The 16187-nt window shown below is 69.2% G+C and carries 11 protein-coding genes; 5 read left to right on the forward strand and 6 right to left on the reverse strand.

Features of this window, described 5'->3' with window-relative positions:
- Positions 1-53 precede the first annotated feature (53 nt).
- Together OG379_RS15705 and OG379_RS15710 are read left to right on the forward strand one after the other, a co-directional pair.
- Positions 54-998: an ABC transporter permease gene (locus tag OG379_RS15705; RefSeq protein ID WP_405663188.1), complete on the forward strand. Its 945-nt coding sequence runs from the start codon at positions 54-56 to the stop codon at positions 996-998.
- Positions 991-1791, forward strand: coding sequence for an ABC transporter ATP-binding protein (locus OG379_RS15710; RefSeq protein ID WP_405663191.1), 801 nt, complete (start codon positions 991-993; stop codon positions 1789-1791). The genes OG379_RS15705 and OG379_RS15710 overlap by 8 nt, the downstream gene beginning before the upstream one ends.
- An 80-nt stretch (positions 1792-1871) precedes the next feature.
- Here the strand turns inward: OG379_RS15710 and OG379_RS15715 are convergent, their stop codons facing one another.
- From OG379_RS15715 to OG379_RS15725, 3 genes are all read right to left on the reverse strand, one after another.
- Positions 1872-6902: an NAD-glutamate dehydrogenase gene (locus OG379_RS15715; RefSeq protein ID WP_405663194.1), complete on the reverse strand. Its 5031-nt coding sequence runs from the start codon at positions 6900-6902 to the stop codon at positions 1872-1874.
- Between the two features lie 384 nt (positions 6903-7286).
- On the reverse strand, positions 7287-7958 hold the full coding sequence (locus OG379_RS15720) for an HAD family hydrolase (protein WP_405663196.1): 672 nt from the start codon (positions 7956-7958) through the stop codon (positions 7287-7289).
- Positions 7959-8021: 63 nt separating this feature from the next.
- Entirely contained in the window at positions 8022-8528 is a 507-nt protein-coding gene (locus OG379_RS15725) for a DUF6912 family protein (RefSeq protein ID WP_393765684.1), read from the reverse strand.
- 280 nt (positions 8529-8808) lie between these two features.
- Here OG379_RS15725 and OG379_RS15730 point away from each other — a divergent pair, with 280 nt between their 5' ends.
- Complete coding sequence (locus OG379_RS15730) at positions 8809-9225, forward strand: Rv3235 family protein (RefSeq protein WP_405663199.1); 417 nt, start codon at positions 8809-8811, stop codon at positions 9223-9225.
- A 294-nt stretch (positions 9226-9519) separates the two neighbouring features.
- Here the strand turns inward: OG379_RS15730 and secA are convergent, their stop codons facing one another.
- A complete protein-coding gene (gene secA, locus OG379_RS15735) occupies positions 9520-12342 on the reverse strand; it encodes a preprotein translocase subunit SecA (RefSeq protein ID WP_405663202.1) in 2823 nt (940 codons plus the stop codon).
- Between the two features lie 241 nt (positions 12343-12583).
- On the opposite strand from secA, the gene OG379_RS15740 reads away from it, so the two are divergent.
- Together OG379_RS15740 and OG379_RS15745 are read left to right on the forward strand one after the other, a co-directional pair.
- On the forward strand, positions 12584-13174 hold the full coding sequence (locus tag OG379_RS15740) for a GNAT family N-acetyltransferase (protein ID WP_405663205.1): 591 nt from the start codon (positions 12584-12586) through the stop codon (positions 13172-13174).
- Positions 13175-13184: 10 nt separating this feature from the next.
- Positions 13185-14360, forward strand: coding sequence for a winged helix-turn-helix domain-containing protein (locus OG379_RS15745; protein ID WP_405663207.1), 1176 nt, complete (start codon positions 13185-13187; stop codon positions 14358-14360).
- A gap of 23 nt (positions 14361-14383) precedes the next feature.
- On the opposite strand, the gene OG379_RS15750 is transcribed toward OG379_RS15745, so the two are convergent.
- Positions 14384-15136: a response regulator gene (locus OG379_RS15750; RefSeq protein WP_405663210.1), complete on the reverse strand. Its 753-nt coding sequence runs from the start codon at positions 15134-15136 to the stop codon at positions 14384-14386.
- A 194-nt stretch (positions 15137-15330) separates the two neighbouring features.
- On the reverse strand, positions 15331-16020 hold the full coding sequence (gene hpf / locus OG379_RS15755; protein ID WP_393765678.1) for a ribosome hibernation-promoting factor, HPF/YfiA family: 690 nt from the start codon (positions 16018-16020) through the stop codon (positions 15331-15333).
- Positions 16021-16187 lie beyond the last annotated feature (167 nt).

The following is a 16187-nucleotide window of genomic DNA, read 5'->3' on the forward strand; positions in this document are numbered from 1 at the left end:
CCATCGAGCCGGATCCGTCCGCCCTGATCCCCCGCCCCCCGTCGAAAGCGACCGTGGTGAGCCAGACAGCAGCCCCGCCGGCCCCGGTGGACAGCGCATCTCCAGCCCCCCTCCTCCCCGTGTACGAACCCGGCGAGCTGGCCGCCCTCGCGGCCCGGCACGGGCTGAACGTCAGCGGGGCGCGGCCCACGCTCGGCGCGTACGTCCGGCAGCTCTGGGGGCGGAGGCACTTCATCACCGCCTTCGCCACGGCCAAGCTGACCGCGCAGTACAGCCAGGCGAAGCTCGGCCAGATCTGGCAGATCATGACCCCGCTGCTCAACGCGACGGTCTACTACTTCATCTTCGGCGTCCTGATGAACACCAAGCACGGAGTCCCCGACTACGTGCCCTTCCTCGTCACCGGCGTCTTCATCTGGACCTTCACCGCCAGCTCGATCACGGCCGGCACGCGGGCCATCAGCGGCAACACCGGACTCGTCCGGGCCCTGCACTTCCCGCGCGCCTCCCTGCCGATCGCCCTGGCCATCCAGCAACTCCAGCAGCTGCTGTTCTCGCTGGGCGCGCTCTTCCTGATCCTCCTCGTGTTCGGCCAGTACCCGCGGCCGTCCTGGCTGCTCGCGGTCCCCGCGCTCGCCCTGCAGGCGCTGTTCAACACCGGCATCTCGATGGTCATGGCCCGGCTGGCCGCCAAGACCCCCGACATCGCCCAGCTGACGCCCTTCATCCTGCGCACCTGGATGTACGCGTCGGGCGTCATGTGGAGCCTCGACACCCTGCTCACCGCCGACCGGGTGCCGCGGCTCGTCCTGCTGGCACTGGAGTGCAACCCGGCGGCCATCTACATCGACCTGATGCGCTACGCCCTGATCGACAGCTTCACCGGCGCGCAGCTGCCCCCGCACGTGTGGGCCCTCGCGACGGCCTGGGCTCTCGTCTGCGGCATCGGCGGTTTCGTGTACTTCTGGAAGGCCGAGGAGAGGTACGGACGTGGCTGACACCCTCGACACCCGTGTGCCCACCGTCGTCGTCGACGACGTCCACATCACCTACACGGTGAACGGCGCCCGCACCGGAAAGGGCAGCGCCACCTCCGCCCTCAACAGGATCGTGTCGCGCCGGCAGCCTCGGGGGGCTCGCCAGGTGCACGCGGTGAAGGGCGTCAGTTTCGCCGCGTACAAGGGCGAGGCCATCGGTCTGATCGGCTCCAACGGATCCGGGAAGTCGACGCTTCTCAAGGCGATCGCGGGGCTGCTGCCCGCGTCGAAGGGGCGGGTCCACACCCAGGGCCAGCCCTCGCTGCTCGGCGTGAACGCCGCCCTGATGAGCGACCTGACCGGGGAGCGCAACGTCGTTCTCGGCGGCCTGGCCATGGGCATGACGCGCGAACAGATCCGTCAGCGCTACCAGGACATCGTCGACTTCTCCGGCATCAACGAGAAGGGCGACTTCATCACCCTGCCCATGCGGACGTACTCCTCCGGCATGGGCGCCAGGCTCCGCTTCTCCATCGCGGCCGCCAAGAGCCACGACGTGCTGCTGATCGACGAGGCACTGTCCACCGGAGACGCGAAGTTCCAGCGGCGCAGCAAGGACCGGATCAAGGAGCTCCGCGAGGAGGCCGGCACGGTCTTCCTCGTCAGCCACAGCAACAGGTCGATCACCGACACCTGCGACCGGGCGATCTGGCTGGAGGCGGGCACCCTGCGGATGGACGGGCCGGCCAAGGAGGTCGTGGCCGCGTACGAGGAGTTCACCGGGCCCGCGAAGCCCAAGCAGCCCAAGAAATGACGCCGTGACGCCGTCCGCCGGACGGGCCGATGAGGCCCGTCCGGCGGACGGATGTGCAGCGGCCCGCAGGCCGCTCCGGGTCAGGCGTGCGTGCGCAGCAGCGTACGCATCGTCCGCATCGCCACGGACAGGTTCGCCAGGTCGAAGGACTCCGACCCCCGGATCTCCTCCAGGGTGGCGCGCGAACGCGCCAGGATCGCCGCGTTCTTCTCCTCCCATGCCTTGAACCGCTGCTCGGGCGACGACGTGCCGTTGCCGACGGACAGCACGTCCGACGTGAGCGCGGCGTGCGCGGCGTACAGGTCCTCGCGGATGGAGGCGCGGGCCATGGACTGCCAGCGGTCACCCCGCGGCAGCTCGATGATCCGGTCCATCAGCTGGGAGATCCCCAGCCGGTCGGCGAGGTCGTAGTACACCTCGGCGACGGCCAGCGGGTCCTTGCCCGTGCGATCGGCGATCGCCACGATGTCCAGCGCCGGGAAGGCCGACGAGAATCCCGCCACCCGGCCCGCCAGCTCGGCCGGGACGCCCTCGGCTGTGAGCTCGTCGAGGATCGACTGGTACCACTCGATGTCGGCGCCCTTGAGGAGCTTGGGCAGCTCGCTCCAGACGCGTTCGACGCCGTCCCGGAAGAACTCGATGGTCTCCGCGATCCCGACCGGCTGCGGCCGGTTGCCGAGCAGCCAGCGGGAGCCGCGCTCGACGAGCCGGCGCGAGTGCAGCCGGATCCGGGTCTGCACATCGGCGGCGACCGTGTTGTCGAGCGCCTCCACGGCGTCCCAAACCCCGGAGAGGCCGAAGATCTCGCGGGCGGCGAACTGCGCCCGCACGATCTCCTCGAGCGACGCCCCGGTCTCCTCACGCAGCCGGTGCAGGAACGTCGACCCACCGCTGTTCACCGTGTCGTTGACCAGCACCGTCGTGATGATCTCGCGGCGCAGCGCATGCCCGTCGACCGCCTCGGGGAACCGCTCGCTCAGCTGCTTCGGGAAGTAGGCGTGCACCAGCTTCTGCAGGTGCGCGTCGTCAGGCAGGCTGGTGGAGATCAGCTCCTCGGCCGCCGTGATCTTCGTGTAGGCGATCAGCACGGCCAGTTCCGGCTGGCTGAGCCCCTTGCCGTGGTTCAGCAGCTCACGGATCTGACGGTCGTTCGGCAGGAACTCCAGGGCCCGGTCCAGGTGTCCCTCGCGGCCGAGCCTGCGCATGAAGCGCTGGTGGGCGTGGAGGAGCGACGGCGCCTGGGCGCAGGCGTTGGCGAGCGCGACGTTCTGCGCGTAGTTGTTGCGCAGCACGAGCTGTCCGACCTCGTCGGTCATCTCCGCGAGCACCTTGTTGCGCTGCTTCACGGTCATGTCGCCCTCACGGACCAGACCGTTGAGCAGGATCTTGATGTTCACCTCGTGGTCGGAGGTGTCCACACCGGCGCTGTTGTCGATCGCGTCGGTGTTGATCCGGCCGCCGGCCCGGGCGAACTCGATCCGGCCGAGCTGGGTGGCCCCGAGGTTGCCGCCCTCACCGACGACACGGGCCCGCAGCTCCGCGCCGTTGACCCGGATCGCGTCGTTGGCCTTGTCGCCGACGTCGGCGTTCGACTCGGCCGTCGACTTGATGTACGTACCGATGCCGCCGTTCCACACGAGGTCGACCGACGCCTTGAGGATGTTCTGCATCAGCTCGGCGGGCGTCATCTTCGTGACCTTCGAGTCGATGCCGAGCGCCGCGCGGATGTGCGCGTTGACCGGGATCGACTTGGCGGAACGCGGGTGGATGCCGCCGCCCGCGGACAGCAGGTCCTTGTTGTAGTCCGCCCAGGAGCTGCGCGGCAGGTCGAACAGGCGGCGCCGCTCGGCGTACGACGTCGCGGCATCCGGATTCGGGTCGATGAAGATGTGCCGGTGGTCGAAGGCCGCCACCAGCCGGATGTGCTCGGAGAGCAGCATCCCGTTGCCGAAGACGTCACCGGACATGTCGCCGACGCCGACGACGGTGAAGTCCTCGGTCTGGGTGTCGTGGCCCAGCTCGCGGAAGTGCCGCTTCACGGACTCCCAGGCACCGCGGGCGGTGATGCCCATGCCCTTGTGGTCGTAGCCGGCCGACCCGCCGGACGCGAACGCGTCCCCGAGCCAGAAGCCGTACGCGACGGCGACGTCGTTGGCGATGTCGGAGAAGCTCGCGGTCCCCTTGTCGGCGGCGACGACGAGATAGGTGTCGTCCTCGTCGTGACGGACGACCTCCGCCGGGTGCACGACCTCGCCCGTCACCATGTTGTCGGTGATGTCGAGCAGCGCCGAGATGAAGATCTTGTAGCAGGCGATGCCCTCGGCGAGCCAGGCGTCACGGTCCACGGCCGGATCCGGCAGCTGCTTTGCGACGAACCCGCCCTTGGCGCCCACCGGCACGATCACGGTGTTCTTGACCATCTGCGCCTTGACCAGGCCGAGGATCTCCGTACGGAAGTCCTCCCGCCGGTCCGACCAGCGCAGACCGCCGCGGGCGACCTTGCCGAAGCGCAGGTGGACGCCCTCGACGCGCGGCGAGTAGACCCAGATCTCGTACGCCGGGCGCGGCGCCGGAAGATCCGGGATGGCCTGCGGATCGAACTTCATCGAGACGTAGTTGTGCGGCTCGTGGTCGTCGGCCAGCTGGAAGTAGTTGGTCCGCAGCGTGGCCTTGATGACCGTGAGGAAGGACCGCAGGATCCGGTCCTCGTCCAGCGAGGCGACCTGGTCGAGGGCCCCGTCCAGCTCCTCCAGCAGACCGTCCGTCAGCTCCGTGCCGGCCTTCTGGCGGGCCGGGGACATCCGGGCCTCGAAGAGGGAGACCAGGAGCCGGGTGGTGTGGACGTTGTTGCGGAGGGTGTCCTCCATGTAGTCCTGGCTGAAGGTCGAACCCGCCTGACGCAGGTACTTCGCGTAGGCGCGCAGCACCATGGCCTGACGCCAGTCGAGGCCGGCGCCCAGCACCAGGGAGTTGAAACCGTCGTTCTCCGCCTCGCCGGTCCAGATGGCGGCGAACGCCTCCTGGAAGCGGTCCCTGGCGTCGTCGGCGAGGTAGTCGTTGCCCGTGGCCTTCTTCGGCAGGCGCAGCCCGAAGTCGTAGATCCAGGCGTGCGTGCCGTCGGCGCATCGCAGCTCGTAGGGGCGTTCGTCGACGACCTCCACACCGAGCCGCTGGAGCGCGGGGAGGACGGCGGAGAGCGAGACCTGCTCACCCGTCCGGTAGATCTTGAACCTGCGCTCGGCCGGGGAGGCTCCGACCGGTTCGTACAGGCTGAGCGCGAAGTCCTCGCGTTCGCTCTTGAGCTCTTCGAGGTGGACCAGGTCCGCCACGGCGGCACGCGGCGAGTGGTCGGCCTTGTAGCCCTCGGGGAACGAGTGCGCATAACGGCGCAGCAGCTCGGCGGCGCGCTCCTCGCCGCACTCGGCGCCCAGCGCCTCCTGGAATCCGTCGGCCCAGGAGCGGGCGGCCTCGACGAGGCGCGTCTCGATCCGGTCCGCGTCCGCGTCGGTGAGGTGCGGGAGCTCGGTGCCCGGCGGGACCCGGATGACGAAGTGCAGCCGGGAGAGGATCGACTCCGTGTTCCAGGCGGTGAAGTCGACGCTGGTGCCGCCCAGTTCCTCCTTGAGGATGTCGATCAGGCGGAGCCTCACGCCGGTGGTGTAGCGGTCACGCGGCAGGTAGACCAGTGCGGAGTAGTAGCGCCCGTACTCGTCCTGGCGCAGGTAGAGCCGCAGCCGACGGCGCTCCTGGAGGTACAGCACGGAGGTGACGATGGAACGCAGCTGGTCGACGGGCGTCTGGAAGAGCTCGTCGCGCGGGTAGGTCTCCAGGATCTGGAGCAGGTCGCGGCCGTCGTGGCTGTTGGGCGTGAAGCCGGCACCCTCCAGCACCTCGGCGACCTTGCGGCGCACCACGGGCACCCGGCGCACCGACTCGGTGTACGCGGCGGAGGAGAACAGACCGAGGAAGCGACGCTCACCGACGACATTGCCGTCGGCGTCGAACTTCTTCACCCCGACGTAGTCCAGGTAGCTGGGGCGGTGCACCGTCGCCCTGCTGTTCGCCTTCGTCAGCACGAGGAGCTTGTGCTCCCTGGCCTTGGCGCGGGCGTCCGCGGGCAGCCGGTCGAAGGACGGGCTCACCGGGTGCGCCTCGTCCTCCGCGTGCTTCGGGTCGGAGCGCAGGATTCCCAGGCCTGTGCCGGGGACGGCCGTCAGGGCGTCGGAATCACGGAGCTCGTACTCCCGGTACCCGAGGAAGGTGAAGTGGTCGGCGGCGAGCCAGCGCAGCAGCTCCCGGGCCTCCTCGACCTCCTCGTCGTCCAGCTCGTCGAGCGGCTCCGAGGGGAGGTCCTCGGCGATCCGCAGAGCGGCGTCGCGCATCTTCTCCCAGTCCTCGACGGTCTCCCGTACGTCGGACAGGACCCGCAGCAGATCGGCGGTGATCTGCTTCAGGTCCGCACGGTCCGTCTCCCGGTCGATCTCGACGTGGATCCAGGACTCGACGAGCGCGTCGTGGGGCAGCTCGGCCCCGGGCTCCTTGCGGCCGCCGGAGCGCTTCGCCCCGTTGTTCCTGGCCGGGTCGGCGAACACCTCGATCAGCTTGCCGGCGACATCGCGCCGGACGACGACCTGGGGGTGGATCACGAGGTGGATGCCGCGACCCTGCCGGGACAGTTCGTTGGTGACCGAGTCGACCAGGAAGGGCATGTCGTCGGTGACGACCTCGACGACGGAGTGGCTGTTGGTCCAGCCGTTCTCCTCGACGGTCGGGGTGTGCACCCGGACGTTCGCGGTGCCCTGCGGGCGGTTCTCGGCGAGACGGTAGTGGGAGGAAGCGGCCCCGAAGATGTCGACCGGGTCGCGGTCGCTGACGTCCTCCGGAGCGGTGTGCAGGTAGTAGCGCTGGAGATAGGCGAGCAGCGTCCTGTTGCCCGACCGCCCGTCCGGGCCGGTCTCGGCGGCTTCCTCTGCTTCGCCGCCGGTCCCGTCGGCAAGGTGCACCCGGAGGCCACCTCCCGGGCCACCGACACCACCGCCCGGACTGTTGTCAGCTACCCGGGCCGCCCTTGCGAGCAGCTCGGCCTTGGCTTCGTCCAGCTTGGTCTGCATGTCCTCTGGCTCCTGTCGCGCGCCGTTGCGTGACGTAGGTGAAGAAGGCGACGTACCGCCACGACGCGGGGTTTCCGGTCTGACTCGACGCTATGCCGCCTGGGGAGATGTCCGGGACCATATCGGCCATTTTCGGCGGAGGGCCCGGGACGCGGAGATCACGCATCGCCCGGGTGCTGTGGCACTCCGGGCGCAGGCCGGGGGCTTCGCTGCCCCCGAGGCGTATCGCGCTGATCACCGCACCAGGCTATCCCTCCTGCACCCACAACCGTCATGAGCCGCATATGTACAAAAGAAGACCCCGAACTTTGACACTCTGGACATCGCACCGAATCGTTGCTGCACGTACGGACACACAAAGGACACACAGGCGAGCAGATACGCTCAGTCCGCCATCAGCTCGGCCAGCGCGACCGCCTCGGCCAGGGTGTCCACCACGGGCACGCCCACCGCCTCCAGGCTGCTGCGGCTGTGCGAACCCCCGGTGTAGAGCACGGCACGCGCGCCGACATGGGCCGCTGCCACGGCGTCGTCCACCGCGTCACCGATGACCACGGCGGATTCGGGGGCTATGTCCCCGAGCACCTCGAAGTGGCGCTCCATGTGCTGGGCCTTGCTGCCGCCGGAGGGGCCCGTACGGCCGTCGACGCGTACGAAATGACGCTCTATGCCGTATCCCCGGACCACCGGGACCAGGTGCTCATGGCCGTACATGCTGAGCAGCGACTGGCTGCGGCCGCCGCGCTGCCACCGGACCAGCAGCTCCTCGACGCCCTCGGTCAGGCCGCAGGCCGTCCGCTGCTCGGTGTAGTGGCGGTGGAAGAGGCCGTCCATCCGCTCCCACTCGGCGGGGGTGGGGAGCCTGCCCATGAGCCGCTCGTAGAACTTGGGTATCGGCACGCAGTACATCTCGCGGTACTGGTCCAGCGTGAGCGGCTCCAGGTCGACCTCCGCGAAAGCGGCGTTCGACGCCCCGAGGACCGCCTGGATGTCGTCGAGCAGTGTGCCGTTCCAGTCCCAGACCAGATGTGTGCGGTGCTTCCCCGATGTCGCCATGAGTAGAAAATACTCGCCCGGTACGACAGTCACCCGGGCTCAGGCGGCTGTGCGCCCGGCAGGTCAGGCGATCAGGCCGGGGATCTCCTGGATCCCGAACCACAGCAGCTCGTGGTCCTCCGCGCCGTCCACGGTGAACTGGGCGTCGTCGTCGCCGAGGTCCGCCGCACCCAGTGCCGCTGCCGCCGCGGCGACGTCCTTCTCGGCGTCGTCGGCGTCCACGTGCACGGCCGCGGCCTTCGACAGCGCCACCGCGTGCGCGATCCGCACCTCGCCGAGCGAGGAGGCGTCCAGGACATGGTCCGGATCGGCGACCGCCGACCCGTCCGGCACATCGAGGGCGACGACGACCCGGCGCCTGGTCTCCTCCGGGCGGCCCGCGATCAGCCGCAGCGAGGCGGACGCGGCCCGGTTGAGCGCCGCGTACTCCAGCTCCTCGATGTCGTCGGAGACGTACCACTCGCGCAGACCGGGCGTCACGGCATAAGCGGTGAGCGGCCCCGGACCGACCTCGCCCGCCCTGTGCACCGAGGCAAGACCGGAGAGGGTCAGGGGGACGTACACACGCATGGCTGACCGCTTTCGTAGTCGATGACGCCCTCAGGATACGTGCGGCGTCCCCCTTCGGGGCGACCGATCCGTCCGTCGCTGTCCACCGCGCGACGACCGTCACCCCCGCCGTTCCCTTGCGGCCAGGGGCCCATCACCCGGATAGGTGATCCCGCTGCGTGCCCGGCCGGCCCCAGCCGCCGGTTGCGGGGCCGACGACCGGCCCCGTAGAAGATCCCCAGCACAAGTTACCGCCCGGTACTCAACCGGGCACCGGACAGCAGCCACGGGGGCTACGAGCATGAGCAAGGACAGGACGAGGCCGGCCGGACGACGCGACAGCAGCAGGCCGGGCACGGTACCGCCGCAACGGCCCCGGCGGCCGCTGCGCCCGCACCAGTGGTTCGCGGAACGCCTGCTCGCCGTCCTCAGCGGCCAGCGCCCGGTGCACTGGATGCTCGGCCACACCATCGGCGAGGCCTACGACCAGCTCGCCGAACTCGCCCCTGACGCCCCGCTCGGCGCCGGCTGCCGGCGCCCGGTCGTACGCACCTGCCACGGCAGCCGGCCGGCCGACGGCGTGGTCGAGGCCTTCGCCAGCATCGCCACGGGCGAGCAGGTCCGCGCCATGGCCTTCCGCCTGGAACAGGGCCCCGACCTCCGCTGGCGCTGCGCCGCGATCGACCTGGGCGGCGAACGGCTCCCCGCCGTCAGATGACCCCGGGACGGGCTTGCCGGTCCAAGCCCGTCCGCGATCGAGGACACACGACCGCGCTCGGCCTCACCCGCACTCGACAGCCGAACGCACCGGATCAAGCCCGTCCGGCTGTTGAGGACACCCTACGCCGGAGCCGCACGACGGCCCCGGAGGGCCACAGAGCGCCCCTCCGCCCCCGGAAGGCCCGAGTGGGACCCAGCCACACCCCCGGCCCCGGACAGCGCCGCAGAGGGCCACGAAACGCACCTGGCCCGGACACCACGAAGGTGTCCGGGCCAGGTGCGGCGAGCCGCGCTACTTCTTGCGGCGCCGCCCACTCGCGCTCTTCTGCGCCTTACGGCGCTCCGCACGCGTCATCCCGTCTCCCTCGGACCGCGCACCGTCGCCGTCACCGTTGGAGAAGTCACCCTCGACGACGCCGCCCTCCCCGTCCACCGTGGGGGCGGAGAAGTGCAGCCGGTCAGGACGCTGCGGAGCGTCCAGGCCCTTGGCCCGGATCTCCGGGCGCCCGGCCGCGGCCGCCACCGGCGCGTCCTGCTTCTCCAGCGAGGTCGCGCCCTCTTGCACCGGAACCTCCTCGACCTGCTGCTCGACCTGGACCTCCAGGTTGAACAGGTAGCCGACGGACTCCTCCTTGATGCCCTCCATCATGGCGTTGAACATGTCGAAGCCCTCGCGCTGGTACTCGACCAGCGGGTCCTTCTGCGCCATGGCACGGAGGCCGATGCCCTCCTGGAGGTAGTCCATCTCGTAGAGGTGCTCACGCCACTTGCGGTCCAGGACGGAGAGGACCACGCGCCGCTCGAGCTCACGCATGATGTCCGAGCCGAGCGTCTTCTCCCGCTCCGCGTACTGCTCGTGGATGTCGTCCTTGACCGATTCGGCGATGAAGTCGGCGGTCACACCGGCCAGGTCGCCCGCGGCCTCCTCGAGCTCCTCGACCGTGACCTTCACCGGGTAGAGCTGCTTGAAGGCGCCCCACAGCCGGTCGAGGTCCCACTCCTCCGCGAACCCCTCGGCGGTCTCCTGCCGGATGTAGTCGTCGATCGTGTCGTCCATGAAGTGGCGGATCTGGTCCTGCAGATCCTCACCCTCCAGGACACGGCGGCGCTCGCCGTAGATGACCTCACGCTGCCGGTTGAGCACCTCGTCGTACTTCAGGACGTTCTTACGCGTCTCGAAGTTCTGCTGCTCGACCTGCGACTGCGCGGAGGCGATCGCCCGCGTCACCATCTTGTTCTCGATGGGGACGTCGTCGGGCACGTTCGCCATCGACATGACGCGCTCGACCATCTGCGCCTTGAACAGCCGCATCAGGTCGTCGCCCAGCGACAGGTAGAACCGGGACTCACCCGGGTCGCCCTGACGGCCGGAACGACCGCGCAGCTGGTTGTCGATACGCCGCGACTCGTGCCGCTCCGTGCCCAGGACGTAGAGCCCGCCGAGCTCCTTGACCTCGTCGTGCTCGGCCTTGACGGCCTGCTCGGCCTTCTCCAGTGCCGCGGGCAGCGCGGCCGCCCACTGCTCGACGTGCTCGACCGGGTCGAGTCCGCGCTGACGCAGGTCCGCCTCGGCCAGGTCGTCGGGGTTGCCGCCCAGCTTGATGTCCGTACCGCGGCCGGCCATGTTCGTCGCGACCGTGACGGCACCCTTGCGGCCGGCCTGGGCGATGATCGGCGCTTCCCGGTCGTGCTGCTTGGCGTTGAGGACCTCGTGCTGCACACCGCGCTTCGACAGCTGCTGCGAGAGGTACTCGGACTTCTCGACGGAGGTCGTGCCGACCAGGATCGGCTGCCCCTTCTCGTGCTTCTCCGCGATGTCGTCGACGACCGCGGCGAACTTCGCGACCTCGGTCCGGTAGATCAGGTCCGACTGGTCGGCGCGGACCATGGGCCGGTTCGTCGGGATCGGCACGACGCCGAGCTTGTAGATCTGGTGGAACTCGGCCGCCTCGGTCATCGCCGTACCGGTCATGCCGGAGAGCTTGTCGTACAGGCGGAAGAAGTTCTGCAGGGTGATCGTGGCGAGCGTCTGGTTCTCGTCCTTGATGTCCACCCCTTCCTTCGCCTCGATGGCCTGGTGCATGCCCTCGTTGTAGCGGCGGCCGGCGAGGATACGGCCGGTGTGCTCATCGACGATCATGACTTCGCCGTCGATGACGACGTAGTCCTTGTCGTTCTTGAAGAGCTCCTTGGCCTTGATCGCGTTGTTCAGGTAACCGACGAGCGGGGTGTTCACCGACTCGTAGAGGTTGTCGATCCCGAGCCAGTCCTCGACCTTGGAGACGCCGGGCTCGTGGATGGCCACGGTCCGCTTCTTCTCGTCGACCTCGTAGTCGCCGGTCTCCTCGATGCCCTTCAGCGGGTTGCCCGCCTCACCCCTGGTGAGACGCGTGACCAGCTTGGCGAAGTCGCCGTACCACTTGGTGGCCTGGTCGGCCGGGCCGGAGATGATCAGCGGGGTACGGGCCTCGTCGACCAGGATCGAGTCGACCTCGTCGACGATGGCGAAGTTGTGGCCGCGCTGGACGAGCTCGTCCTGGGACCACGCCATGTTGTCGCGGAGGTAGTCGAAGCCGAACTCGTTGTTCGTGCCGTACGTGATGTCGCAGGCGTACTGTTCGCGGCGCTGCGCCGGAGTCATGTTGGCGATGATGCAGCCGACCTCGAGGCCGAGGAACTTGTGCACCCGGCCCATCATCTCGGAGTCGCGCTCGGCCAGGTAGTCGTTGACCGTGATCAGGTGCACGCCCTTGCCGGAGAGCGCGTTGAGATACGCGGGCAGGGTACCGACGAGGGTCTTGCCCTCGCCGGTCTTCATCTCGGCGACATAGCCGAGGTGCAGGGCGGCACCGCCCATCATCTGGACGTCGTAGTGGCGCTGTCCGAGAACGCGCTTGGCGGCCTCACGGACGGTCGCGAATGCTTCGGGAAGCAGGTCGTCCAGGCTCTCGCCGTCCGCGTACCTTTGTTTGTACTCGTCGGTGAGCGCCCGCAGCTCGGCGTCGGAGAGGTTGACGAAGTCCTCTTCGATGGAGCTGACCTGGTCCGCGATGCGGTGCAGTTTGCGCAGGATCTTGCCTTCGCCTGCACGCATGAGCTTGTTGAAGACGGACACTGAGGCTGGTCTCCTTGCCGGTCGGGCCTGGCACTGGGTCGTGTGATGGACTCTGGCGCGGGCACGGCAGGTGGACCCCACCGCAACGGCCATCGTAAGCGAGGACCCCGCCACGCCGGGAGGGCTGCCGCGGCGTTCTCCCCACCGCGCCCTTCCTGGACAACGGCCGGAGTGGACGGAAGGTGCCGGGAAGCACCGAAAAGTGCTCGCGTCCGGTGCTCCCCGTCGCCAGAATCCATGCATGGAACCCGCCACGGTCACCACTGAACGCCTGTTCATGCGCCCCTTCGCGCCCGAGGACGCGGACGCGGTCCACGCCGCGTGCCAGGACCCGGACATCCAGCGGTGGACAGTTGTCCCTTCGCCGTACACCCGTGCCGACGCGGAGCTCTTCACAGGGACGCTCTCGCCCGCGGGCTGGCAGGACGACACGACGTACAACTTCGCGGTACTGCGACGGGACGGCGGTCAGCTCGTCGGCGCGCTCGGCGTCATGCGCCGCGTCCTGCCGGGCACGTACGAGGTGGGCTTCTGGACGGCCAAGGAACACCGCGGCACCGGTTACGCGACGGAAGCGCTGATCGAGGTGGCCCGCTGGGCGTTCACCGCCCTCGCCGCGGACCGCGTCGAATGGCGGACGGAGGTCGGCAACACCCGGTCACGGTCGGTCGCTCTCCGTGCGGGCTTCCGCATGGAGGGTGAGCAGCGGTCCGCCCTGTTCAACAAGGGGATACGGCGTGACACGTGGAACGCCGCGCTGCTCCCGGGCGATCTGAGGCTCCCCGGCACCCATCCCTACCGGCCGGCCCCCGATGTCAGTGGCGCGCTCTAGGGTTCGACGCATGACGTCTGTGCCGCCGCCCGTCCTGGAAATCTCCGCCGACCAGGCGCGCCGCATCGCCCTGCGCGCCCAGGGCCTCCTGGGCGCCCCGGACCGCCGGGGCGGGGTCCCGGGGGTGCTGCGCCGTCTCGGAGCGGTGCAGCTCGACACCATCTCGGTCCTGGCCAGGTCGCACGAGCTCGTGCCCTACGCCCGCCTCGGCGCGCTCGGCCGCCGCGCGGTCGACGAGGCCTACTGGTCGGGCGGCCGCTCGTTCGAGTACTGGTCGCATGCCGCCTGTGTCCTGCCCGTCGAGGAGTGGCCGCACTTCGCGTTCCGCCGCCGCGCCTACCGGGCCCGCCCGCACTGGAGCCACGACTTGCCCGACGGGGCGTACGAGACGGTGATCAAGCAGCTGCGCGCCGAGGGACCACTGACGGCGACCGAGCTCGGCGGCGCGAAGAACGGCGGGGAGTGGTGGGACTGGTCCGCGTCCAAGGTCGCCGTGGAGCGGGCCCTGATGTACGGCGAGGTGGTGTGCACCGAGCGGCGCGGCTGGAAGCGGGTCTACGACCTGGCCGAGCGCGCGATCCCGGACGCCGTGCTCCACGACGACCTGGACGACACGGAGTGCCTGCGCCGGCTGGTCGCCCTGGCGGGACGGTCGCTGGGGGTGGGCACCCGGGCGGACATCGCCGACTACCACCGGCTCAAGGCCGAGCAGTTCGACGCCGCGGTGGCGGACTCCGGGCTGGTGCCGGTCTCGGTGCGGGGCTGGGCGAAGCCTGCCTGGGCCCACCCGGAGGCCCTCGCCTCGGAGCCGCGCGGACGGCACCGTACGACGCTGCTGTCCCCCTTCGACTCACTGATCTGGGAACGCGCGCGTACGGAGCGGATCTTCGGCTTCACCCATCGCCTGGAGGCGTACGTCCCCCGGCCCAAGCGGATCCACGGCTACTTCGCGATGCCGCTGCTGGCGGGCGGCAGGCTGCAGGGCCGGGTCGATCCGGCCAGGGACGGGGCCACGCTGGTCGCCCGCCAGGTCTCCCTGGACGGCGCGAAGTCCGTGGCGCCCATGGCCGAGGCCCTCGTGGAGGCGGCGTCCTGGGTCGGCTGCACGGATGTGCGGCTTGAGCGCGTCGACGCACCTGAGCTGCGCGAGCCGCTCATGGGGGAAATCGCCCGCGCCCTCGCATAGGCCGGACGGACCGCGTCCCCCCGCTACCTGATCTCGAGGATCTTCTCCCGCATGGCATAGACCACGGCTTCCATCCGGGAGTGCAGCTGGAGCTTCTCCAGGATATTGCGGACGTGGTTCTTCACCGTGTTCTCGGAAATGAACAATTCCTTGGCGATATCACGGTTGTTCATGCCGGTGGCCACGAGTTTGAGCACTTCCAGCTCCCGCTCGGTGAGCCGCGGCGCGGGGACGAGCCTGCGCTCGTCGGTGCGCTGAATCATCGACTTGAACTCGGTGAGCAGCTTGGACGCCATCGACGGGCTGATCTGGGACTGGCCGTCCGCCACCGCGCGAATGGCCGTGGCCACCTCGTCGGTCGAGATCTCCTTGAGCAGATAGCCGGTGGCGCCGGCCTTGATCGCCTCGTAGAGGTCGGCCTCCTCATCGCTGATCGTCAACATGATGATCTTCGCGCTGGGTGCCACCTCCTTGATGGAGGTGCACGCCTCGATGCCGCCGCGCTTGGGCATCCTCACGTCCATCAGCACGATGTCGGGCAGCAGGTCCGCCGCCTTGTCGACCGCTTCCGCCCCGTCCCCCGCCTCTCCGACGACCTGGATGTCCTCCTCCTGTGCGAGGACGATCTCCAGACCTCTGCGGAACAGCGCATGGTCGTCCACCACAAGGACCCTGATGGGTTCCTTGCGGGAACTGCCGTCGTCCGCAACGGAGTCCGTACCGGCAGTGCTGTCGGCATCGTTCGTCCCGCGCACGGGCCCGAAGGTGTCCGCCATCGTTCCTCCCCCTGAAGGCCACTGCCTGAGGTCACAGGCTGCCCGCCAACGTCAGTGCACAGAGCACTGATTGGCCTGGGGCGCCATGATTCCATGCCCGGCCGTCGAAGCGGCGCCCCCGCGGTCACGCGCGGTGCCCCTGGAGGCGCGCTGACGCTTCCAGGGGCACCGCGATCGGCTGTGAGCGGTGGGTGTCAGCCGCCGAGCGCACCGCCCGCGCCGCCTGCCTCGTCGGAAGCCAGCGGGTCGGTCCTCAGGTGAATGACACCGTAGTCATAGGCGTGCCGCCGGTAGACGACACTGGGCTCCTTGGTCTCGGAGTCGACGAACAGATAGAAGTCGTGCCCGACCAGCTCCATCTCGTAGAGCGCCTGGTCGAGCGTCATCGGCGCTGCCACGTGCGTCTTCTCACGCACCACGAGCGGCCCTTCGCCCTGGACCTCGAGCGAGCCGATCCTGGTCGTGGGCACGGACGACTCGGGCTCCGTCGGGATGAGTTCGCCGTCCCCGTTGAACGAGGCGGCGTCCGGCACGACCTCTCCGACCTCGGCTGCGGACCGACGGCCGTTGCCGCGCCTGCTGTAGCGCTTGTCGTGCTCCTTGCGCAGCTGGGTGTCCAGCTTGTCGGTGGCCAGGTCCAACGCTGCGTACGGGTCGCCTGCTGCCGCTTCCGCCCGGATGACCGGGCCGCGCGAGTGGAGCGTGATCTCCACCCTTGCCGCACGGTCGGCCTGACGGGGATTCGGCTCCTTGGACACCTCGACGTCGAGGCTGATCACCTTGCCGTCGAACTTCTGGATCTTGTCCAGCTTCAGTTTCTCGGCCACGTGCTTGCGGAACCGCTCGGGCACCTCGGTCTTGCGGCCCTTGACGACGATGTCCACGCAGAACTCCGTTCCCGGATCGCTCCGCTTCGGCGGCGGAGCATCTCCCTTTTGCACCAGGCTCCGGTGATCGCCGGAGCCGCGGACTCGGTGGCTGTCACCTCCTCCTCCCCCATCGACAGGGTGTCCACCCCACCGATTTCCATGCTTCTGGCGTACCGGTGAGT

Source organism: Streptomyces sp. NBC_01166 (assembly GCF_045039765.1).
GTDB lineage: Bacteria > Actinomycetota > Actinomycetes > Streptomycetales > Streptomycetaceae > Streptomyces.

Coding starts and splice junctions, on each gene's coding strand:
- OG379_RS15715 (WP_405663194.1), bottom strand. CDS start 6,902: ATGCAGACCAAGCTGGACGAAGCCAAGGCCGAGCTGCTCGCAAGGGCG.
- OG379_RS15745 (WP_405663207.1), top strand. CDS start 13,185: ATGACGTCTGTGCCGCCGCCCGTCCTGGAAATCTCCGCCGACCAGGCG.
- OG379_RS15720 (WP_405663196.1), bottom strand. CDS start 7,958: ATGGCGACATCGGGGAAGCACCGCACACATCTGGTCTGGGACTGGAAC.
- OG379_RS15750 (WP_405663210.1), bottom strand. CDS start 15,136: ATGGCGGACACCTTCGGGCCCGTGCGCGGGACGAACGATGCCGACAGC.
- OG379_RS15730 (WP_405663199.1), top strand. CDS start 8,809: ATGAGCAAGGACAGGACGAGGCCGGCCGGACGACGCGACAGCAGCAGG.
- OG379_RS15725 (WP_393765684.1), bottom strand. CDS start 8,528: ATGCGTGTGTACGTCCCCCTGACCCTCTCCGGTCTTGCCTCGGTGCAC.
- OG379_RS15740 (WP_405663205.1), top strand. CDS start 12,584: ATGGAACCCGCCACGGTCACCACTGAACGCCTGTTCATGCGCCCCTTC.